The sequence below is a fragment of the Bacteriovorax stolpii genome (genome assembly GCF_002872415.1).
GTDB classification, from domain to species: Bacteria; Bdellovibrionota; Bacteriovoracia; order Bacteriovoracales; family Bacteriovoracaceae; genus Bacteriovorax; species Bacteriovorax stolpii.
This window is the reverse complement of record NZ_CP025704.1, coordinates 2438582-2459925: the sequence shown is the minus strand read 5'-3', so window position 1 is coordinate 2459925 and position 21344 is coordinate 2438582. Positions and strand designations below refer to the sequence as shown.

Annotated in this window: 22 protein-coding genes; 8 read left to right on the top strand and 14 right to left on the bottom strand. The window is 40.8% G+C overall.

Annotation, left to right across the window (positions count from 1 at the left end; genetic code table 11):
• Nucleotides 1-2: 2 nt before the first annotated feature.
• Together C0V70_RS12070 and C0V70_RS12065 are read right to left on the bottom strand one after the other, a co-directional pair.
• Nucleotides 3-1595, bottom strand: a complete 1593-nt coding sequence (locus tag C0V70_RS12070) for an FAD-dependent oxidoreductase (protein WP_102244115.1) — start codon at nt 1593-1595, stop codon at nt 3-5.
• 153 nt (nt 1596-1748) lie between these two features.
• Nucleotides 1749-5339 (bottom strand): Ig-like domain-containing protein, encoded by a 3591-nt coding sequence (locus tag C0V70_RS12065; protein ID WP_102244114.1) that lies wholly within the window; start codon nt 5337-5339, stop codon nt 1749-1751.
• A gap of 289 nt (nt 5340-5628) precedes the next feature.
• Here C0V70_RS12065 and C0V70_RS12060 point away from each other — a divergent pair, with 289 nt between their 5' ends.
• Both C0V70_RS12060 and C0V70_RS12055 read left to right on the top strand, forming a co-directional pair.
• Complete coding sequence (locus tag C0V70_RS12060) at nt 5629-6069, top strand: hypothetical protein (protein ID WP_102244113.1); 441 nt, start codon at nt 5629-5631, stop codon at nt 6067-6069.
• Nucleotides 6070-6165: 96 nt separating this feature from the next.
• Complete coding sequence (locus C0V70_RS12055) at nt 6166-6531, top strand: hypothetical protein (RefSeq protein WP_102244112.1); 366 nt, start codon at nt 6166-6168, stop codon at nt 6529-6531.
• On the opposite strand, the gene C0V70_RS12050 is transcribed toward C0V70_RS12055, so the two are convergent.
• The 3 genes from C0V70_RS12050 to C0V70_RS12040 form a co-directional block, all read right to left on the bottom strand.
• Entirely contained in the window at nt 6526-7716 is a 1191-nt protein-coding gene (locus C0V70_RS12050) for a hypothetical protein (protein ID WP_102244111.1), read from the bottom strand. The two genes, C0V70_RS12055 and C0V70_RS12050, sit on opposite strands and share 6 nt — an antisense overlap.
• 9 nt (nt 7717-7725) lie before the next feature.
• Entirely contained in the window at nt 7726-9000 is a 1275-nt protein-coding gene (locus C0V70_RS12045) for a hypothetical protein (protein WP_133566618.1), read from the bottom strand.
• A gap of 102 nt (nt 9001-9102) precedes the next feature.
• Entirely contained in the window at nt 9103-9879 is a 777-nt protein-coding gene (locus C0V70_RS12040; RefSeq protein WP_102244109.1) for a hypothetical protein, read from the bottom strand.
• Nucleotides 9880-10020: 141 nt separating this feature from the next.
• On the opposite strand from C0V70_RS12040, the gene C0V70_RS12035 reads away from it, so the two are divergent.
• A complete protein-coding gene (locus tag C0V70_RS12035) occupies nt 10021-10626 on the top strand; it encodes a hypothetical protein (RefSeq protein ID WP_102244108.1) in 606 nt (201 codons plus the stop codon).
• 45 nt (nt 10627-10671) lie between these two features.
• Here C0V70_RS12035 and C0V70_RS12030 read toward each other — a convergent pair whose 3' ends face one another.
• The gene (locus C0V70_RS12030) at nt 10672-11430 is read right to left on the bottom strand and encodes a hypothetical protein (protein WP_102244107.1); all 759 of its coding nucleotides are present in this window, start codon (nt 11428-11430) and stop codon (nt 10672-10674) included.
• Nucleotides 11431-11509: 79 nt separating this feature from the next.
• Nucleotides 11510-12286: a M48 family metalloprotease gene (locus tag C0V70_RS12025; protein WP_133566619.1), complete on the bottom strand. Its 777-nt coding sequence runs from the start codon at nt 12284-12286 to the stop codon at nt 11510-11512.
• A 96-nt stretch (nt 12287-12382) separates the two neighbouring features.
• Between C0V70_RS12025 and C0V70_RS12020 the strand changes: the two genes are divergently transcribed.
• Complete coding sequence (locus C0V70_RS12020) at nt 12383-13126, top strand: substrate-binding periplasmic protein (protein WP_102244105.1); 744 nt, start codon at nt 12383-12385, stop codon at nt 13124-13126.
• 95 nt (nt 13127-13221) lie between these two features.
• Entirely contained in the window at nt 13222-14652 is a 1431-nt protein-coding gene (locus tag C0V70_RS12015; protein ID WP_102244104.1) for a hypothetical protein, read from the top strand.
• Here the strand turns inward: C0V70_RS12015 and C0V70_RS12010 are convergent, their stop codons facing one another.
• On the bottom strand, nt 14653-15222 hold the full coding sequence (locus C0V70_RS12010) for a DUF4833 domain-containing protein (protein ID WP_102244103.1): 570 nt from the start codon (nt 15220-15222) through the stop codon (nt 14653-14655).
• Between the two features lie 119 nt (nt 15223-15341).
• On the opposite strand from C0V70_RS12010, the gene C0V70_RS12005 reads away from it, so the two are divergent.
• Nucleotides 15342-16049 (top strand): hypothetical protein, encoded by a 708-nt coding sequence (locus tag C0V70_RS12005; protein WP_133566620.1) that lies wholly within the window; start codon nt 15342-15344, stop codon nt 16047-16049.
• A gap of 41 nt (nt 16050-16090) precedes the next feature.
• On the opposite strand, the gene C0V70_RS19040 is transcribed toward C0V70_RS12005, so the two are convergent.
• Nucleotides 16091-16231, bottom strand: a complete 141-nt coding sequence (locus tag C0V70_RS19040) for a hypothetical protein (RefSeq protein WP_158649663.1) — start codon at nt 16229-16231, stop codon at nt 16091-16093.
• Between the two features lie 58 nt (nt 16232-16289).
• Nucleotides 16290-16634 (bottom strand): hypothetical protein, encoded by a 345-nt coding sequence (locus tag C0V70_RS12000; protein ID WP_133566621.1) that lies wholly within the window; start codon nt 16632-16634, stop codon nt 16290-16292.
• A gap of 73 nt (nt 16635-16707) precedes the next feature.
• Between C0V70_RS12000 and C0V70_RS11995 the strand changes: the two genes are divergently transcribed.
• On the top strand, nt 16708-17625 hold the full coding sequence (locus C0V70_RS11995) for a GNAT family N-acetyltransferase (RefSeq protein WP_102244100.1): 918 nt from the start codon (nt 16708-16710) through the stop codon (nt 17623-17625).
• On the opposite strand, the gene C0V70_RS11990 is transcribed toward C0V70_RS11995, so the two are convergent.
• The 3 genes from C0V70_RS11990 to C0V70_RS11980 are packed head-to-tail and all read right to left on the bottom strand — an operon-like array spanning nt 17622 to nt 19200.
• Nucleotides 17622-18374 (bottom strand): substrate-binding periplasmic protein, encoded by a 753-nt coding sequence (locus C0V70_RS11990; RefSeq protein WP_102244099.1) that lies wholly within the window; start codon nt 18372-18374, stop codon nt 17622-17624. The two genes, C0V70_RS11995 and C0V70_RS11990, sit on opposite strands and share 4 nt — an antisense overlap.
• On the bottom strand, nt 18371-18676 hold the full coding sequence (locus tag C0V70_RS11985; RefSeq protein WP_102244098.1) for a hypothetical protein: 306 nt from the start codon (nt 18674-18676) through the stop codon (nt 18371-18373). Before C0V70_RS11985 ends, C0V70_RS11990 begins: the two co-directional genes overlap by 4 nt.
• Before the next feature lie 5 nt (nt 18677-18681).
• The gene (locus C0V70_RS11980) at nt 18682-19200 is read right to left on the bottom strand and encodes a hypothetical protein (protein ID WP_133566622.1); all 519 of its coding nucleotides are present in this window, start codon (nt 19198-19200) and stop codon (nt 18682-18684) included.
• A gap of 132 nt (nt 19201-19332) precedes the next feature.
• Here C0V70_RS11980 and C0V70_RS11975 point away from each other — a divergent pair, with 132 nt between their 5' ends.
• Nucleotides 19333-20604, top strand: coding sequence for an acetyl-CoA hydrolase/transferase family protein (locus tag C0V70_RS11975; protein WP_102244096.1), 1272 nt, complete (start codon nt 19333-19335; stop codon nt 20602-20604).
• Here the strand turns inward: C0V70_RS11975 and C0V70_RS11970 are convergent.
• Complete coding sequence (locus C0V70_RS11970) at nt 20583-21335, bottom strand: SDR family oxidoreductase (RefSeq protein WP_102244095.1); 753 nt, start codon at nt 21333-21335, stop codon at nt 20583-20585. The two genes, C0V70_RS11975 and C0V70_RS11970, sit on opposite strands and share 22 nt — an antisense overlap.
• Between the last annotated feature and the right edge of the window lie 9 nt (nt 21336-21344).

The following is a 21344-nucleotide window of genomic DNA, read 5'->3' as shown; positions in this document are numbered from 1 at the left end:
TATTATTCAACAGCATTCTTATCAAAACGTCCCTGCAGATTCTTTTCAAAAATGCGCTCTTTTTCTGGACGGTGATGCTCAGCATGTTTTAAATCGCTAATGGCCGGTCCTTCAATGACTTTTCCGTGGCAATCAAAGCGCGAGCCATGGCATGGACAGTCCCAGGATTTTTCGGCCCCATTCCAAGCGACAATTCCGGCCAGGTGAGGACAGACAGCACTCATGTATTCCATTTCACCATTGATGTTTTTGTAAGCGGCCACAATTTTGCCACCATCTCTAAAGACAACACCTTCGTCTTCTGGAAGTTGATCAAGGTCTGCCTTAAAAGATGTGTTGATCCAATCAGCGTATTGCAAGGCCACATTGGCATTTTCCTGCACGTAATTTTTTGTGGCACTCAATGAGATACGCGAAGGGGTGTAGAGTTTTTCCCATTCATTTTCCCGTCCCATGATTTGATCGGTAATGAGCATTGCTCCCACCGTACAATGGGTCATGCCGTTTCCTGAATCACCAGTGATGATATAAACATTTTTCTCGTCCATCGGATTGTGTCCAAGATAGGCGAGCCCGTCGACCGGCTCCATGACTTGTCCTGACCACTGGTAAAGAGTCTCTTGAATTAACGGAAATTTTTTTCTCGCCCAGGCTTCGAGGCGCAGGTAGCAGTTTTTTGGTTCATCATTTTGTCCCGTCTTATGGTCTTCTCCTCCAACGATAAGAACGTCAAAGTTCTCTCGCTCATACAGGCGACTATAGTGATAGGGATCGAGTGTATCCCATAATAAAATGTCAGGGTAGGAGTTCTTAGGGATTTTAAAACCTAAAACATAAGTGCGGTAAGGGGCCTGCTTGGTGTGAATGGCCACCATGTCATTGATTGGTGTGTTGGTGGCAACGACAATATTCTCACAGAAGATACGGTAGTCATCTTTGGTTTTTACAAAAGCATTTTCTCCACCATGGACTTCAACAACAGGAGTGTTGGTAAAAATTTGACCACCATCTCTCAGGATAATTTCTGTTAAGGCCTTTAGGTATTTTATCGGATGCAGTTTAACCTGTCGGGGAAAGTGTAGGCATGGTCCGGTTTGAATATTGGCAAAGGGAGAAGTGGTGGAGATGGTGACATCTATTAAGCCCCCTCGGTGAGCGGCCTCAAACTCGCGCTCCAGGATTCCATCGCGTTTATCGCCTTCGGCAAACAGGTAGCCACTCACGCGTTTTAAATCACAATCGATATGCTCTTTTCTGACAATCTCTTCAACTTTACGAATGGCCTCACTATGACTTTCAATAGCGAGCCTGAGACCTTCTTCTCCATGGTATTTTTCGATGAGATAGAAGCGGTCATCAAGGGCGTGGGTGAAATGAGCAGTCGTTCTTCCTGACTGCCCGCTGGCCAGGTCAGAGGCTTCCAGAATACAGACACGTTTTCCTTCTTTTTGCAGAAGGTAAGCCGTCGTGAGTCCAGCAATTCCTCCTCCTATAATGCAGACATCTGTTTTAAAATCTTCTTTGAGTGCAATACGCTCTGGCATCGCGGCGTTTTGAAACCAAATCGAAACACTTTCCCCGTGGTGAGATGACATAATAGGACTCCTTTTTAAAGAACACTTACCTAAATGCCTTTTGCAAAAGAGCGACCAAAAAAGATGGGGTTTTTAAGGAGAGATTTGTGCAACAATTCCCCAAATGGGGCAAAAAAAAGGCCCACGGAAGTGGGCCCGAAAGATTTGTTAGACTTATTTAGCTGGGTTCGCACCGTATAGGATACCGCCACCAAAGTATGAGTAGTAGATCTTGCTTGAGTCTTTTGGATCAAGAGTCACACTTCTCGCATTTCTTTGTAGTGGAGGAAGAGAGTTCTTAGACCATGTTGCACCACCATCTTTAGTGTACAGCATACCACCGTTACCCCATCCACCAGTCAGGTCATAGTACCCTGAAACGTGAACTTGGTTAGGGTTTTTTGGATCAATCTTGATATCAGTCGCGTGAGTGACTTGTTTCATTCTGTTCCAAGTGTTACCACCATCAGTTGTTTTCCAAGCACCAGTCATTAACCAGTTTCCTTTGTTCTCGTAGTCAACCATCCAGATTGTGCTTGGATTGCTCCAATCGATTGCGAATGCTGTAGGGTAGTACCATAGTTTGTATCCAGCATCAGCGTCTTTAGGATAGTTAACAGTTCCTCTTAGAAGCTTCCATGTTTTTGAACCGTTTACCACATCAAGGAAATAGATTCCTGTGTATGGTTGGTTTGAGAACGTAGGAGCATCTCCAGTTAATAGAGCGTAGACGTTACCAGTGTTCGGGTCTACTTCAATTTGAGGAATAATTTTGTTACCTGCTGGAAGACCTGTATTTAGGTAGGCCCAGCTTGCACCATCGTTGTAAGAAACTGCGATACCTGTTTCGTGAGTACCACCGTAGATAACGTCATTTTTCGCATCGTAACCTACAGACAGGAACTGACGGTTGTAGTTAGTGTCTACTGGAGTTAAGCGCTTCCAGCTTCTACCTCTATCAACAGATTTATAGATACCACCGTTACCAGTAACTGCGTTAGCATGCCACTCGTTCGGGAAATCGTGAAGAGATCCGGCAGCAGAGTAAACTACTAAATCATCAGATGGGTCAAAAGCATAGTCATAGAAGCTGTTGTACTGGTGAGATGGGATTCTGAAACTTGCCCCATGGTCTTCAGATACAACACCACCGATATCGGCCGAAGCTCCGTATAGAAGATTCGAGTTTGTCGGGTGGAATTTCATTTTATAAACAGAGATAACTTCAAGACCTCTTGTGATCCATTTTTTACCTGCTGTTGGAGTTCCAGCATCAGCATACTTTGTGAAAGCTGCCAGCCAGTTATCCCCAGTATTTAGAGAAGAGTGAAGGAAGAAGTACCCAGAACCAGCTACTACCGCAGAGTTTCTTTGGTTAATAGCAAAACTTTCATATCCTGAATCCCACCATCCCACATCAAGAGCGACAGCAGAGTATTCAATTTTATCTTTTGACCATGGAGCATACGGAACAACATCGTAGTCGATCTGGTTAAGTTTTAATCCCCATGTCTGTCCTTTATCTTTAGAGACGTGAACCTTTGTACCGTATTGACGAATCCATGCTCTACCACCAGTCGTATAGATTGTTGTAGAGTCGTTTTCCGCCATCTTTAAATGATCACCAACTGGTTGAGCGTTTTTCGTGAAAGCTCCACCGTTTTTAGAAACCCATACGAAACCACAGGCAGCGTATGTTTGGTCAATCGATGTTTGTCCCCAGTCGTTCAGGTATTTCCCCGCCCATGAACAAGCATTTGAACCATCACTGTCTGACATCGCAAGAGTGACACCACTTGCATCAGATCCACCGGCAAAAAGTCTTACTGAACCAGCTGATGGTGTGTAGTAAGTAGAGAACGTTACACCGTCATCGCTAGAAGCAAGAACTTTTGTTTTTGTCGCATGGTAAACTTTCCCGTTAGTGTTGTGGTCAATGAATGTCCCCACAGCTTCTTCTGAGTTTACTCTCGTCCAAGATGTCCCTTTGTTGGTTGTTCTTAGAAGACCTTTTGTCGTACCAGCATACATGATGTTGGCATTCGAGCTGTCAGAGTAGAAGTACTTAATGATTTCACCTGAGGCCAGACCCATGTTGATGGCCGTGAATGTTTCACCGGCATCAGTACTTCTCTTAGGATTGATCCCTGCAGCAGCATGGAAAACTGTTACACCGTCAGCTGAGAAACCAACACTGACAGCTTTTGTTAAGTCAGAATCAAAAACTGCCTGGAAGTGGTTTACAGCATTCCAGCTCTTACCTAAGTCGGTCGACTTAAATAGAGTTCCCATATCTGTTCCTACGAACCATAGGTTTGAGTAAGGGCTGATTGAAACACCACTCATTGCTCCACCGCCACCAACACCAAGAGGAATATACCCTGTTGATGGAGCTGGAATTGGATCAGGATCTGGAACTACAACCGGAGCAGAGGCAACTGTGATTGTGACAGTCGCTACGTTTGAGTCTGCTTTTCCATCGTTTGCTTTATAAGTAAATGATGTCGTTCCACTAAATCCTGAAGCAGGAGTGAAAGCACATGAAAGGGCAGAGCATGAAAGAGTTCCATTTGTAGGTTGAGAAACGATTGAGTAAGTCAGAGCGTTTCCATCTGCATCTGTTCCTGCGTTCAGGCTGAAGTTGATGGCAGTGTTGTACGCAGTTGAAACCGCTTGAGAGGAAGGAAGAACTGGTGCACGGTTAGCGGCCGCTGTAACAGTCACTGTAACAGTTGCTACGTTTGAATCACCAACACCGTCGTTTGCTTTATAAGTGAATGATGTCGTTCCACTAAAACCTGAAGCAGGAGTGTATGTACAGCTTTGTCCTGTGCATGTCACTGCTCCACTCGCTGGTTTTGAAACGATACTGTAAGTGATGTTTGTGCTGTCGATATCAACAGCATCGTTAAGTTTAAAAGATACAGCTGTATTAGCTGCAGTCGAAATTGACTGTGCTGTTGGAAGAACTGGAAGATCGTTTGCCGGATTAACGGTAATTGTTCCTGTGGCGATGTTCGAATCAAGGCTGCCGTCATTAACTTTGTATGTGAAAGTTACCTGACCATTGTAGTTTGCCGCCGGAGTGTAAGTACAGACGCGAGATGCCCCGCCTTCACAAGATAATGACCCGCTGGCCGGATCTGACACTTTTAAATAAGTCAGAGCATTTCCTTCTGCATCTGTTCCAGCATTTAAGCTGAAAGTGACAGGAGTGTCTTCGTTAGTAGTGATAGATTGTGTGCTTAGAACCGCTGGAGCAGTGTTAATCGGTCTTGTAGCCTCATCCAGGCTTACCAGAGAGAATGCATCGATATACATGTAAGAGGAAGCTCCGGCCTCTTTAATCGCATAGATTTCTGCAACAGTTGAGTTTGCTGGTACAGTAAAGGTCGTAGAGTATTGTTTCCACGCCGTTGAGCCAATGACCATTCTGTTCTCTTGTAGGATGCCCCCGCGCGAGTTCTTAAACCTGATGCTGACCATAGAAGAGACTCCCATCGAGTCCAGTTTTCCATAGAAGCTCAGCGTGTAGCGCCCGCCAATCGTCAATTTACTCATTACGTTTTGTGTAAGAGTTCCTACAGCTGTTCCACCTCTGGCAGCGTAGAGTCCGCTTTGAGCGGTCTTTACTGCTGAAAATGACCCGGACTTGGTCCAGCTGGTAAGGCTTGACTCGAAACCAGGATTGGTCACGAGGTTGTCAGCAGCAAAGGCCGTGACAGAAGAGAACAAGCACAGTGTCGTCAATAATTTCTTCTTCAAATGCTTCGTCCTTGTTGAAAAGTTAATAAATAAAAAATTGCTTAGATCGAGGTCTTAAAAACATTGGTAAAAATTTTTTCCGTATTCAAAATGTTATCGAAAGACGGGGAAAAATCTTGATGGGGGCAATTTTCATAAGAGCGAATTATTCGGAAAAATTAAATTCAAGGAGTTAAGAAAAGCATCCGATAGGGGACTTATTTAAATACCGTTTGCCTCGGTTACCTGGTTTTTGTGAATGTGTTTAGACGCTGAGGTGATAGAGCCATTGTGACTTCGAGTTTTATCCATGAAAAGCACACGTTCTCAAATGCTGGTTGCAAGAGAGAAGAGGTCATATCTCTTTGCTTCTCTCTGTAGTGCGATTGCAGCTCTGTGCATGTTCTATAAAATGTTTCAGAACGATCTCTATTTGAAAATCCTGGAGTATAAGTGGTTTGCGATTGTCATAGGACTGTTGATCATTGGTAATATCGTTCACGGTTTTTTTGCTTTCAAAAGTTACAACATGCTTGATGAAGAAAGTGATGTCGACACCATCAAAGCAGTGAAACGATCGTACTACCGCTCTTTCATCATTAATTTTCTTACTCCTTACATGTTGCTCATCATTCTCTTCATCCTGATGAAAGAGTTGGCGATTGCGGCGATTGCTTTCATTTTGTTCTTGTTGATGATTGCACTATGTTATTATTTTGATCTGAAGCCGACCATGAAGTTAAAAAAATAATCTAGATCTATTCTTGAACGAATATTTTGTTTAGTTCTAAATAAAAATTCCGAATTTTAAGTATGACCCGCTAATCAGTTAAATGAGGGCTTACTTATGACAACTTCTTTAAAGATTTTTGTTCTGATTCTTTTGAGTGTTTCATGCAGCAAGAAAGAGGCATCGAGTGTTGAGAGATCGACGGCGCAGGTTTCCTGTGAGAAAAGTCCATTGATTGGAAAATGGAAGGCCAAGTCTGATGACACTTATATTGAGTTTAAAAAAGACTGCTCTTTTTTCAGCAATGAGTGTGATTCAAGTGGAACCTACATGGCGGCAAATGGAAGAATTGATTTTGATACCATCTCTGTTAAGAAGGGAAGTGTCTGTCTGAAAGGAAAAAGCAATGCAGGCCTAAGGGTCAACGAAGCTGCATTGACCTTTAGCTTTACAACAGGTGAAGAAGATTACACCAAATTATAAATTCTTCTTATGATAAAAAGTATAAAGCTTTAACTGATCCGTCGAAGGCTTCTTACAACTTTCTTTGCACGCATCCAATGATGCCTGAATTAAGTCTTCGCGGATATTGGCGTTGGTATGAAGTTTACCGGCCAGGTTATTCATGAAAGGAATTTCTACATCTTCACCAACTGTCACTCCAATATTCCACAGAAGACCAAAGACGAAGTCTGCATTGGCGTATTCACCGCGCTCAAAGGCCAGGTTGTACTGCTGTTTTCTTTGAACCTTCTTACCGTTAAAAAGGTTGTACTCTTTAATTTTAAGCGCTAGCTTTTTGCTATTGGCGATCTTGCCGGCAAAATAATCGGCCATCCCTTCGTTGACAGGAGTCGAATGTGAAAGCTCCATGTGGTTACTTAAAGCAACGTGCGAAAATTCATGGTAGATGATTTCCGGAACAAGAGCAGAGTCGAGACGGTAGATCTTGCGCGAGAAAAACTCTGAAGCAATATCTGAACTCTGATAAACAGCTTCAATTAAGAGACTGCTTCCAACTAACCTCATTACACTGCTGGGATCAGAGATCGAGCCACCTGAAAGCAGCTCAGTCATAAACTGCTTAAAGTTTGTCATATGGGTTTGATTTCTAAAATCAACGATCGCCCCCTTAACACTTGGACGGTCAACACTTCCCTGAAAGTCTTTTATATTAATTTCTTTTGATGGCCTAAACCAGATTTCAATATTCCAGGGAGGAATGTTCTTTGGAGGATATCCTTTCCCGGCCGGGACAGTCAGGGCATTGTTGAATTGTGGGTTTAAATTATCGTTGGCAAAGTGACCGATCTCATTGAAGACGTTAATGAGTTCTACTCTCACAATAATTTGCGGAAGATTTTTGACATAATCTGACTTTGCAATATCGACAAAGTATTGGCGTGCCTTATTTAAATGATAATAAGTAGTCGCAGCTCTTAATTGCATATCTTCTGTATCATCAAAGCGCACAGCTTCGTTATCTTTTCCTTTTACAATTTTGAAATACTTGCCTTCAAATGTTTCATCGCTGGTTAAGTTATCCATTTTAACATCGTGAATGACGGCATTAAAGTTGTCATCGCGGACAACTGCACGCTTCATAATGTCTGAAGCATGAGCTTCTAGAGTAAAGGACAGAAGGGAAAAAATTAAGAGTGTTTTCATATACTCGTCCTACATTAAGTTAAAGTCAGAATCCGGGTTAACTGGAGCTTCTGAAACCTGTTGATCAATTAGCATAATGGCCATGACCGAAAGAAAGCCGAATGGAGGAGGAAGAAGCACCGAGGCCACTCCACCAAAAAGCTTAACCCAAACCATGACTTTTTCTTTCGTAGTTTTTTTCGGGTTCCAAATTTCTTCTAAGGCCGCAAACTGGTCAATCTCATCGGCACTAATGTAGCCGACTTCGTAAGCTGCAGTGATGATATCCAGGAAGGTTGCTTGTCTTCCATTGATAATCGTACTGTTATTGATAAGTGCGAGCTCTTTTCTTAAAAGTTTAAGAATGAATCTGAATTTTTCCATCGGAGAAAGACTGATTATCTCAGATTCCTGGTCTACATAATTAATGTGAATCATAATATCTTTAGCTTCGAGTCTTTTTTTGAGAGACTTTACAACATTGGCCAGCAGGATGATTTGAGTCGCATTGAACTTCTCGTAAAGACCTTGTCGTAATGAGGTTTTATTTTTAAAGCGACCCGCTTCTGTTACTAATTTAGCTGATTCTTTCTTTCTCGTTGGGAAGTTTTTGGCAACTGTATCCAGTGTACTTCTGTAGCTCGATAGAGTGATTGGCCATTCATGAACTTTTTTTGCTCTCATGCGCTCAAGAGTTTTAAAATCGTTTTCTTTAATGATCTTCTTATCCAGAGCAAGCTTATTTAAGTGTTTTAAGTTTTTGATAAACTTATATGAACCTTCATTTAATTTTCCGACCAATGCTCTATAAGTGTCTTCGCTACAAAGAGTTTTATTCTGAAGGTCAGCGATCTTGGTTTTATAAATGTCCAAGGCCTTTGTTTCTTCTTCTGCCGTCAGGTCATTTTTAGCGATCGGGTGAGACAGAAAATTTGAATCGGCCGCTTTGATTAAAATCCCGGCAGCGATATCATCAATTGAGTCATCCAGGCGTAGTCCTAAAATCGCCAGCTCAGTTTCGTCTTCTGATGAAAGAGAGAGCTCTTTTTGAATCGCACTTACAACTTTAGTCGCACAACGGTTGATCGTTTTATCATTAATAATTTTTCTTAACGACTCCAGGGCCGGAGTGTCTTTATAAAGTCTCACAACATCATCTTCTTTATGTGAAGTGATGAGATGGGAATTTCCTTCTCTTAAATTCCTGTAAGGGGAGTCACTCGATAGGAGAGGAGTTATCTCGCTTGCGACGAGATTAAACATGAGTGAAGAACATAGTGTTGCGATAATGAGTTTTGTTTTCATAAACACTATTTATCGCAAAACTAAACAAGCGGACACCCCAGCTATAATAAATACAGAACCTTAAGGCTTTATTAAGGTTGGGGTGCCCAATGATAGGGAGAGCTAATTTCTAAGAATGTCTCTGATCTCTTTTAGTATCTGCTTCTTACCTACGCGAGCGACAAGTTCGTATTGCTCACGACTGTATCCTGCTTCAGAAGGAATTTGACTCTCTGGAATCAAGAGGTGGGAAGGCCACTTCCATCTTCTGTAACCATAAGGAGCATAACTAAATTCAAAACGAGGGTATTTCACATTCACTTCCAGTGTTCTGACTTTTCTTGGAGCATCTGAATAGTAGTAGACGAGTTCATGATCAGAATCAAAGCCTTTGATCATATAAGAGTGTTGATTGTATTTACCCATTCCTAAGAGTTGCCATTCAACAATATAGATAACACCGGAATTAATTTCTTTGATCTTTATCGGGAATGTATCCTTTTGAAGATTGTAGGCCCCAACTTCGTCACCGATATAGTTAATAAAAGCTCGCACACGTTTTTTCTCATCACTAATAGAATCAAACATTGAAGTGTCATTGCCGAATGTTTTCATCTGAGAGGAAAGAACTTCAGGGGCATTGATGACGAATGGAAGAGAGTGCTCGTAAGAAAAGAGAATGCGAATAGCGTATAAAGCGTCAGCACAATCAGTAGGAAGACCAGTTAATAAAGTCTTTCCATCTTTAAAAATTTGTGTGGTGAGATTTTTGTTCACCCATTTCTGATACTCATTCTCCCAATATTCATTCCAGACTTGATTGGCCTGCCATACTTCGGCCTTAACACTTGTTGTAAGAGAGAAAATTAAGAAAAACAAAAATAATAAGCGTTCCTTCATAGCACCTCCTTTTAGAAAATAAATTAAGTAATCAGTGACTTATGTTTAAAAACTAAAAATAAATTTAGTTATAAAAACTTGCGGCCTCTAAAAATTAATATTAGTTTTTTCTCACGTAAATAAAAATTCTTTGGAGGAATTATGTTTAAGAAATTTACTGCCCTGTTACTGCTTACGAGTTTTACACATGCTTTCGCAATGGCACCGGTGCAAGAGACTTCTGCTATGGCCAAAGCTTTAGAAAGAACGTTCGATGAAATGAACTATTCGTTAAACGTTGAGTGGGATCAAAAAGATCAACAGTTCTTTAAAACAACTGTAGATGGATTTGAAAAAGAGATTCAGTCTCTTCAAACTCAAGGCTTAACAAATAAGGAGTTAGTCGAGTTTACCCTGGCTAAAATCAAGGATAAACAACTACAAAATGACGTAAGAGAGATTGCTAAAACAATCAATGATGAGTCAATGTCGACTGATGAAGCAAGAAACTTTGCTCTGGAAAAATTGAGTGGAGGATACTCACAAGGAGCAAGCTGGTCAGGAAGTAGAATGGGGATTAAACTTGTTCTTATCCTGGGCGTGATCATCTTAATCTGTTGTGCAACAAAAGGGCATGACAATGATGATAACGACAAACCAGAACGTCCACACTGCCGTGACAATGAGTGGGATTCTCGCTCATACCAAGGTGGTGGATGGGATCAATGTAATGATGATGATTACTATCCGTACCCACAAGCTGTTTAAGCTTTCAGGTAAAAGGCCCTCGCTTTATGCGAGGGCTTTTTATTTTTAAAATGGAAGTTTTAAACCAATTTGTAAATCAATCTGTCCATCAATGCGAAGTTCAGTGATTTTAGGAAGAGAGCCAATGGTAAGAGTTGGCCTTAAGATAATAGACTGAGAGTTATTTTTAATAAGATCGAAAACATTGCCATCGGCAATAGTGAAATCAATGCATTTATAGTTGCATCGGTTATTGGCCTTTTTATAGTTTAGAAGTAATGACTTATTTCTGCCCACACGATTTAAGTCAAGTCCGCTGACAAAAGCGAAACTCGCCTTGTTATCAACTGATTGATCAAATTCTTTGTTGTATTGGAAATAGACACGTTTGATTTTGATACTTTTAACAACCTCAAAATCCAGGTTCAAGTCTGGGAGGTCTAATTCAATAGGATCAATCTCAACGCGCTGAGGTCCTTTGATGCGCAAGAAGAGTTTAATCATCGTTTTTAAAAAGGCATTACTTAGTTTTTCAAAACTGTTTGGGATATCTGCGGTTTCATAAATATCCATGTCTTTGATGTTGTATTTAATATTGAGATAAAATAAATCGGGAGCATCTTTGGTTTGCTCTAATGTCGATTTGGCATTTTCAGAAAGCTCTGAATTGCCAGCAGTAAGTGCAGTTATCGCCATTGCCTCTCTTTGCAACTCTGCTAGTGTCTGAGCTTTGGCAATCGGGGTAATCGACTCCGTCTGCTTCAGGCAGGAAGTACAAAGAATAAAAAGACAAAAGAATGCCAGGGTTTTGAATGAATTTTGCATAAGAAAAAATCTTAATGCAGACTGGGCATTTCTCAAGGGGGAAGAAATCTACAATGCGTAGAGACGTTTGTTTAATTGACTAAGGAAACCAACACTTAGGTCTTAAAGCATAGGAAGCAACACAGGTATTTTTTGAATCATCGAAAGGATGCAATGAAAGAGGGAGAACTTCCGAGCAAAGAGTTCCATTAATAATTGTATCAAGACGGCATTGCCTGTCGGGATAAAAATCGCGAATGAGTTCTTTGGCGACAGTTTTATCTTCATGTTCACAAGAGATAGGGAAGTCGCGGACTAAGTTGAGAAAGTCCAATCCTGCAAGCGCGCTTCTTAGGCAAATCTCAAAATCTTTTCCTTCTTTTTTAGCGATAACCTGACACTTCTTTTTTAAAGCAGGTCCAGCGCGTTTTAAGTCAATTTTTGAAGAGTGTTTCTCCAGCGTTAAGATTCTCTTAAAACAAGCAGAGCTGGCGTAATAATCGGCCTGGCCTTCACTGCTCATCAAGCTCATTCCATCTGATCCAACTGGGCCATCCCATTCAGGAGGTACATTCTTTCTTGGAGCTCCTCCAAATAAATGGCCAAGTTCATGACAGAGAATCATTCGAAAAGAGTCTGGCGTAAGGCGTGAACTATTTAAAAGTCCGGTATTAATGACAACTGTAAGTTTGTCGAAATCATGGCGGGCACTGGCGGCTGCAGTGATATCTTCTTGAATGGTAAATTCAATAGGCTTGCTGAATTCTCGAATTGATTCTTCAGTATAAAGAGTTTTGGCATCGGCGATGATCTGTGATTTCCAATCTTCCAGAGCGAAGGCAGAAAGCGAGCAGAATAAGCAAAGTAAAGTGGCCATGAGTTTCATTAAAGTAGATTAGCAACTCTTTGGTTCTTTGCAAGGAGCTTGTAGTTATTACTTGGTAAATGCTGCTGAAGTTGATAGGCTAGATTTATGAAAATACTGGTATTGGCAATGATTCTTTTCCTAGGCATCCAAGAAGGAGTCAGAGGTGAAGAATTTAAGGTCGTAACAACTGAATTTCCACCTTATCAAATTCTTGATGGAGAGGAGGTTAGAGGGATTTCTACTGAGATAGTAAAAGGAGTTCTGGAGATTGCTGGTATCAAGGCCCATTTTTATGGTTACCCATGGCCGAGGGCCTACCGAATTGCCCAGAAAGAACCTAATGTTTTAATTTATTCACTGGCCAGAACGTCAGAGAGAGAAAAACTTTTTAAATGGGTTGGCTCAATTGTTCCTTTCAATGTTTATTTCTGGAAACTGCGCGATCGCCATGACATTAAGGCCAATACAATTGAAGAGGCCAAGCGTTATGTTTCAGGTGGCACTATCGATGACATTAAAGCAATTGAGTTGGTGAAGCTTGGTTTTGTCAGTGGGAAAAACCTTGAACTTGTTTCAAGTGATGAAATCAGTATTAGAAAACTTTTCGCCGGAAGAATTGATATTATGCCTTATGATGAAATGAGCTTCCTTGAAAGAATTAAAAGAGCGGGTTTTAGTTTTGATAAAGTTGAAAAAATGGCCCGGGTCGATAGCATATCTCATGAACTCTATATTGGCGTGAGTCTTCAGACTTCAGATGAGAAGGTCAAGAAACTTAAAAAAGCACTCGCACAGTTCAAGAAAACTAAAAGGTATAAAGAGCTTCAAAAAGAAATCTATAGGCGCTAATATCACTCAACTAATCTTGTAAAAAATTTTCCCAATAAAAAATCTATTTTGTAATACAATCAGAATATTGAAAACATAAACTGATAGGAATCACAATGGGAATTGATTACAAAGCTCCTAAAGACTTTCTTTATAACAGAAAAGGTCCATGGCCTCAGCCATGCCCGGAACATCCTTTCGGTGAATCAGCGGGAGTCATTCATTTGCCATTAAGAGAAGCGATTGATTGGTGGCTGCATATTGGTTCTCGTTATGTTTTCACTTTGGCCTATACGCCTGTGGCCTTCATTAAAGGGATTCTCAATCCTGGTCTTGAAAAAGTAAGTGATGAAGAGTTTGCTCAGATGCTGACACATACTATGTTGGCAAAATTCATTAAAAACGTTTTTGATTCAAAAGATAAAGAGATTTTTGGAGATATTCTTCTTCAGGATAACATCTGGATTTGTGATTTTGAACCGGTGAGAGTGGTGAAGACCTTTCCTGGAATTTATGCCTCTGCGACTAAAACTCTGCTTAAAAAAGATGGTGATCACTATACGGCGATTGAAATTTATGTGGATGATACGAAATCGATGTTTAGACCTGGAAACGGTGATGCCTGGGAGCTTGCGAAGTATTTCGTGCTTCAAGGGGGAGCGCTTTGTTCGACATTAGTCGTGCATCCATTGCTTCATTTTCCAATGGACTCAGTAAACGCAATTACAAAAACGGCCTTACCTAAAGATCATATTATTTTTCAACTCCTTTTCCCACATTTGCGTTTTACGCTTTATTTGGAAAAAGCAGTTTTAACTTTCAAGAGTTCACTTCTTATGTCTAAGTGGTGGATGCCTTATGCTCCATATCCGGGAGAATATGAAGGGCTGCGTGATTTATTAGTGGAAGGATATAACGGTATTGATCACAACTACAGTTATCCACCTTTTAAATACCAGTTCGAACCAGAGTTTATCGTCGGAAAATACGGAGAGTTTCACCAGGCCTATTACCCGGTCTTTAGAAAGTTTGTAACAAACATTCTGGTTGATCTCACTGAAACAGAAGTGTTCTACCTTTCGAAGTGGGCCGATTATATTTCGGGATGGGTGCCAGGGTTTCCAAAAGGAGTAGAGTTGGTGCGCGATCGCGAGCTTCTCATTTCAACTGTTGCTTATTATCTTTTTGATGTGAGTATTGGGCACACAGTGGATCATTACAATTATGGGAACATGGATATTAGAAAGATTCCTTTAAGGCTTCGTCATGCTCCTCCTAAAGCAGGAGAGAAAGTTAAAATTGACCGCAGTAAGCTTACGAAGTTTTGGGACTATGGAAAATATGAAATGGCCCGTAGACTCTTTTTTAAAGAGTCTACGAAGACCAGGTTAATGGATGCTGAGTATGATTTTGGAAAGAGAAATACTCTTTTGCAGAAGCATGTTAAAGACTTTAAAAACGAATTGCGTGCAGTCGATCAAAAGTTAAAAGCCGACAAAGCGCAGTTTGCGCCTATTGACGATATCGCTGCGAGTATTCAGTTCTAGTTATTTTCCTTTGAAGCGCACTTTTAGGGCCTCGCCAGTATCGGCGTCTGTCCCTTGAAGCTCAAGATATTTACATCCTTTTGGGACTCCCAGAAGGTTTTTATCTACTTCACAGAAAGTGCGTTTTAAATTCATTTTGCGATAATTTGCAGAAGCTCCAAGTATAATTACTGATGTCACGTCACAATTACCGTTTTTAAAAGCGGCGAGTGCTTCAATGTTAGTGTCTTCCAGGTCGTGTTTGATTTCACTTAAGTCATTAAGTTTTACTTTGAATGAATCGCGAGTAGCATTGATTCCCGAAAAGGCCACGCGTTCTTGAACTTTGCTTCTGATCATTGGATGCACTGGTTTTTTAGTCAGGCCATCCATTAACCAATAAAAGTCCACATAGCCATTTTCATTCGTCACAAACTTACAGCTTTCGTCCGTCTGTGTATGGATAAGAAGGATATTTTCAGAGTTTAAACTCTTTTCCAGTGTAAAAAGTTTTCTTTCAGTTTTTTCTCCGGCCATCGTAGCTTGAAAGGTAAGAAGAGTAGCTGCCATAATAAGTGTCGATGATTTCATAAGCACCTCGTTTTATTAGAGTAGTGGCGGCGTTATAACTCGAAAAAAAACATTTAGGGGCATTCGTGGAAAATTTTCACGAAATCACCTTTCATTTTGTAGTTTGGTATAAGGCTCTTATGAAAAAACTATTGGGAATTCTGATCTTTACGCTTTTTACAGGTTCTGCTTTTGCAATCACATGCCCTGCTGATCGCAATGATTACTTTTGTATCACTCCGGAGATGGCCCCTAATTCACCAATTAAATTGACTGATTTTTATACTATCCCGGCCAGAATCATGGGACTTTTTAGCAAAGAACTTCAAACAACTGGTTACCCGCTGATGCTTGATGCTCAGTGGGAGAGTCCTTTTTTTGGGGCGGGTGTGAGCTTTTATAATGAGCAATTCCGCATGATGATTTTAGGTGGGACAACAAGAATTCAGGGAATGAGTCTGGATGCCTACGCTGCCGTTGTTTGTCACGAGATGGGACATATTCTCGGGGGTGCTCCTCATCAAACAATCACTGGTGCCGAGTGGTCTTCATCTGAAGGTCAGTCTGACTTTTTCGCTGCAAGCGTCTGCCTTCCTCGTTATTATAAAGCGATTGGAGAGTTGGAACACAATATTGCCAAGAGAGTTGAAAAGGCCGGTTTTGAGATGATGAACTCAATGAAAGAGTTCGATTCTAATTCGGTAGGACAAGGAAGAAAATTGGTAAGGCATGCGGTGAACGTGACGGTGGTAAACGAGACATTAATTAACAATTATCCTTCAATTCAATGCCGATATGAGACTTTTAGGAATCCAGCAAAGAGAGCGAGCTGTTGGTATAAAGAATAGGCAGAGACCCCGGAGATTTGAAAGAGTCTCTACCTAGACAATCATTTTCTAGTTGCAATTTCGTAGGCCACAAGACCCACAAACATTACAATAAAAACTATCAAGATAATAACTGCTTGGTAATTAGAGTTCTTTTTTACTTCTGGTTTTGAAGTTGTTTCATTCGTTGGCAATTCGCTCATATCGCTCCCGTGTCCATAGTGGACAATTGATTAATGTCTTTGGTTTAAAGAGAATCTTTTAGCCAATAACAGGAGGAGCGCGTGCTTTGAGATGAGAGATGTACTGATCGTTGGAAGAAACCTTGATAAAACGATCAAAGCTTTCTTTTTCGAGAGAGTAAAAAATTGGGGCAGTGAAATCAGGGAGGATAAAATCCAGGAGTTGCCCTGACTTTTTTACGACCTTTGTTTCAATCTGTGAATGATTAACGATTAAAAGCGCTGAGGTTTCGGCCTTGTCGATTTTGTAGAAATTAGGGCGCTCGAGGCTTCCCATCTCTGCTTTTGGCAAACAGAAGATGAAACTTAAAACAACAAGTTTTAAATAAAAAAGAATTTGGTAGAATCGACTGGTTTTGTGCACGAAGGAAATTTTATCTTCTCCAGAAGAAAAACTCAAGGTTGAGTGCACTATTCTTTTGTAATAAGATTAATTTATGAATAAAAAAATCTTAAATCAAATCGCTGGAGTAAGTTTTAAACGCTATCACCAGTTCTATAAACAGAGCATCCCTGTCAGGGAGAAGAGAGCTATTCTTAAATCCATTGAGAGTGCAAATAAAGAAAATAACCTGGCCTATGGGCTTCTGCCAGATGGGAAGCTCGGGTATTTTTTTATTTTTCGCAAAACGTATATGGGCGAATTCCATGAACACTTTTTTCATGTCTCGTCTTGTTACTGCCTTCCACCAGTTCGTCGCCAGTTTTATGCTCATATTAAAAGATGTGCAAAGGCGATGAAGGAAGAAACTAAAAAAGTGGAGAAGGTTCGTCGTGTGGCCATTGAGATTTCGGCCGAAGATACTGTGTCTCAAAAGCACTTTAAAAAACAGGGGACATTGACCTATATTGAGCTTTTGGGAAATACCAAAAAGAGTCTGGCCATGTTGCATTCAAAGAAAATTGATAATCCCGATATCAAAATAGCCCTTCTTGAGAAAAAAGATATCAATCGTCTGATTGAACTCGACCAAGAGTCACACATCAAGGATAAAAGCAGTCGCATGCATACTCTTTTTAAACGAGCAGATGCTAAAAAGGGGATGCGCAAGTTTTATCAAGGGCTGTTGAAGAATAAAAGTTTGCTTGTGGCCAAAGAAAAAGGAAAGCTCGTTGGAGATATCGGGTATTTTTTAGATAAAAAAAGAAAATTGGGTTTAATTGCAGCTATTTTTGTTGCCAGGGATTCTCAAGGCAAAGGAGTGAGTAAGCTTCTTTATCAAAGAGTATTAAAAGAGTTTGAAAAACAAAAGCTTCCATTTTATCTGGGAGCAAGCACTACGGAGAGGGTACTAGCAACAGCAAAAAGTATTGGACGAACGAAAACGAAGTGGGTTTATCTTCTAAAAATTTAGTGTCGAGACTCTCTCAAAAGTTTTTTTTTAGGTGTTTGAATATTATTCCAAATTTTTTCAGCAAGCTCAGTGTTTCGAGCGTAAAAACTTTGAGAAAAGGCCAGATAGACAGTGGCGCTGCCAAAGACTATTGGGAGCTTTACCAGTTCGTTAAGTCCTTTTTCTTTGATGATTTGATCACCTTGGGTCTCCTCAACAACAGCGGCAATAATACGATTTAAATTAAGTTTCATGATGTTTTGTTCGGCGGTGGCCACTAAGTCACCATCAGTTTTCACATTAAGATTATTTAAATCATCAATTGTGTTAAAGCCTTTTTGCGCTCCAATTGTCTTATCGTTAAGATTCTCAAATTTTTTACCATCCCAATCAAGTGGATTATTCTTTTTTTTGTAGACCCTAAAGACAAGAATATCTACGGCCTTATTAGCGTCGTGCTTGCCATTTTTTAATTTAGGGAAGGCCATATAGCTGGCCCTTTTGTCGGAAGGGGCTGCAAAAATAGCATCAATATCACCGCGTCTCATTTTTAGCAGGCAGCGCTCACGAGGAATGTATTGAAAATGAGCAGTGAGATTAAGGTTGCTGAAAGTCTTTTTTATTAATGTTTGCCATTTTCCGGTTCCCTTTGTGTTGGTAAATGGGGGAAAGCCAGTATCGAGATTGCAGATTCTGATGGTTACATTTTCGGCATGGGCCTTAAAACAGAAAGTAAAAACAACCAAGGTGAAAATTGTTTTTAAACTCATTTAATGATCTCGAAAAAAAGTGCAATAGCAATCACTGACAGGCTTAAGATACCAAGCATAAAAATAAGATCGGCCGCATTTTCAATGCGTGGTTTGTCTTTTTCTGAGCGCATGGATAGATAGGAAAGAAGGCTTGCCACAAAGAAGAGCACGATTGGTAAAATTACACACTCATCCAGCAAGGTGATTTCTGATTTTTCTCCCATTTTAACGTAGCTTAAAATAAAAAAACAAATTCCCAGCAGATTAGATGATGTAGGAAGAATGTGATGAGTAATGGGAGTACGGTTTCCTTTTTTCATAAGACCTAGTTGTCAATTTCAATAACAACCTGGTAGCCGTTAAAGATGGGAATAGAATTAATGAATGTGACCAGGACTCGTCCCCAACCGGCAGCTTTAACAGAAGGGTGGTAGATGGCCTCAATCTTAGAGCGTCCATTTTTTGGTAGAATTAAAACTTGATAAGCATCTTTTAGACCACGCCAGTTTACTCTTTTTACGAATTGAAGCTTGGCCTTCTCAAGTTCAATTACACCTTTGGTCTCTAGTTCGAGGTATCCTCTTTCGTCGCGAAAATCTGGTGGAAACTCAAAAACAGTTTCGCCTTTTAATTGGTCCTCTGGAATGGGGACCAGGATTTTTTTCTGAATGTGGTAGCTGAGCTTGGCAACAAATTTTTCTGGAGAATTCTCCAGAACTTCAACTTGAGCGCTACCTCCTGAGTGCAGTTTACCTTTTTCGATATGATAACTGGCCATAGGACCGGCAAAGGCCACTTTTACAGTCAAAAAAAAGGACAATAATCCAGTGAGTAGTATGTTCATAAGAAATCCTATCGTAGTTTTTCATAAAAGTTTATCGAAACTCTTGCCCTTTTTTAAGGGGAATCTGACTTATGTTATGTTTTTTTAGATGATCCAGGGATAAGATGAGGGTAACTAATCAAAGAGGCGAAGATGCTAAATTATGTCAGTACCGATGAGGCCGTTCTAGAAATCAAATCCAATGACAATGTTTTTATTCATTCCGCGGCCGCAACTCCGCAAGAACTTATTAAGTCTATGGTTAAAAGGTCAAAAGACCTAAATAACGTGCATATTTATCACATGCACACTGAAGGTGATGCTAGTTATGCAGGCGACATTTACCGTGAAAATTTTAAGGTTCACTCCTTTTTTAACGGCGGCAATATGCGCGAAGCTACTAACAACCGCTTGGTGTCGAATTATGTACCGATCTTTTTAAGTGATATTCCCCACCTCTTTTATAACCAGAAAGTAGAGTTGGATGTGGCCATGGTGCAACTGACTCCACCAGATAAACATGGGATGTGTAGTCTTGGGCCGTCTGTTGATATCTCTATTGCGGCCCTTAAAACAGCTAAAAAAATTATTGCACAAATCAACCCGCGCTTACCTAGAACTTTTGGTGACCAGATTCATTGCTCAAAAATCACTAAGGCCGTTTTAGTTGAGGCCCCTCTCTATCAAAGTAAAGAACTTGTGAGCTCTCCTGTGACGGATGCTATCGGGAAAAATATTGCAGGATTGATTGAAGATGGCTCAACACTCCAATTGGGAATTGGTGCTATTCCGAATGCGGTTTTATCTCGATTAGGAAACCATAAAGACTTGGGGATTCATACTGAAATGTTTTCTGACGGTGTGATCGCTTTAAGAGACAAGGGCGTCATCACTGGAAAGTATAAAGTAAAACACCCGGGAAAAATTGTTTCGAGTTTTGTTATTGGTTCACAAAAAATTTATGACTTCATTGATGATAACCCTGAAGTTCTACTTCTGGATTGTTCATACACGAACAATCCACACATCATCGCTCAGAACCCTAAAGTGGTAGCGATCAACAGTGCGATTGAAATTGATCTCACTGGACAAGTTTGTGCTGATTCAATTGGGCCTCGAATTTATTCGGGAATCGGAGGGCAAATGGATTTTATTCGTGGGGCAGCTCTGTCTAAAGGAGGAAAGCCGATTATTGCCATTCCTTCTAAAACATCAAAAGGTGAATCAAAGATTGTTCCTTTCTTAAAACCAGGGGCGGGGGTGGTGACAACCAGGGCTCACGTTCAGTATGTAGTGACTGAGTATGGAGTGGCCTACCTGCATGGCCTGACATTAGAAGAGAGGTCAAAGGCGCTCATTAATATCGCGGCTCCGGAACACCGTGAAGACCTCTCTCGCAAGTTTCATGAATTGTGGTTGCGATAAACAGCAAATGGACCGAAGGCCTGTTCTGTCGGCATCAGTGAAATAACATTGATATTGAGATGAGCAGGCCTATTGATAACCCATTCAATCGTCTCAGCAATGTCGTCGGCACTTAAAGCGTGCATGCCTTTATAGACAGCTTCGGCTTTATTTTTGTCTCCTCTAAAGCGCACTTCAGAAAATTCGCTCTCACACATGCCCGGCTCAATATTTGTCACGCGCACTTTTGTTCCCAAAAGATCTGAGCGCATATTTAAACTTAACTGATGAACAAAGGCCTTCGTTGCACCATACACGTTTCCTCCCGGATAAGGATATTCTCCGGCCACTGAGCCCAGATTGATGATGTGACCACGGTTTCTCTTGACCATTTCAGGCAGGATTTTGTGGGTGCAATAGAGTAGTCCATTGATATTGGTTTGAATCATGGTCTCCCAATCTTCTAGAGAAGCTTTGTGAACAGGGTCAGTTCCTAGGGCAAGGCCTGCGTTATTGATCAGTACGTCGATATTTTTGAGTTCTGTCGGAAGGGAGTCAATGGCCGACTCGACCGCCTTTTTATCCTGAACATCAAGCTTAAGCGGATAGAGATTTCCACCTAACTCTTTTTTCATTTCTTCGAGTCTCTCAATTCGTCTGCCTGTGGCAATAACAGTATGTCCTGATTTGATAAAGCGTTTAGTCATAGCAGCGCCGAAACCAGCGGTGGCACCAGTGATGAAAATAATCATGGAGGGCTC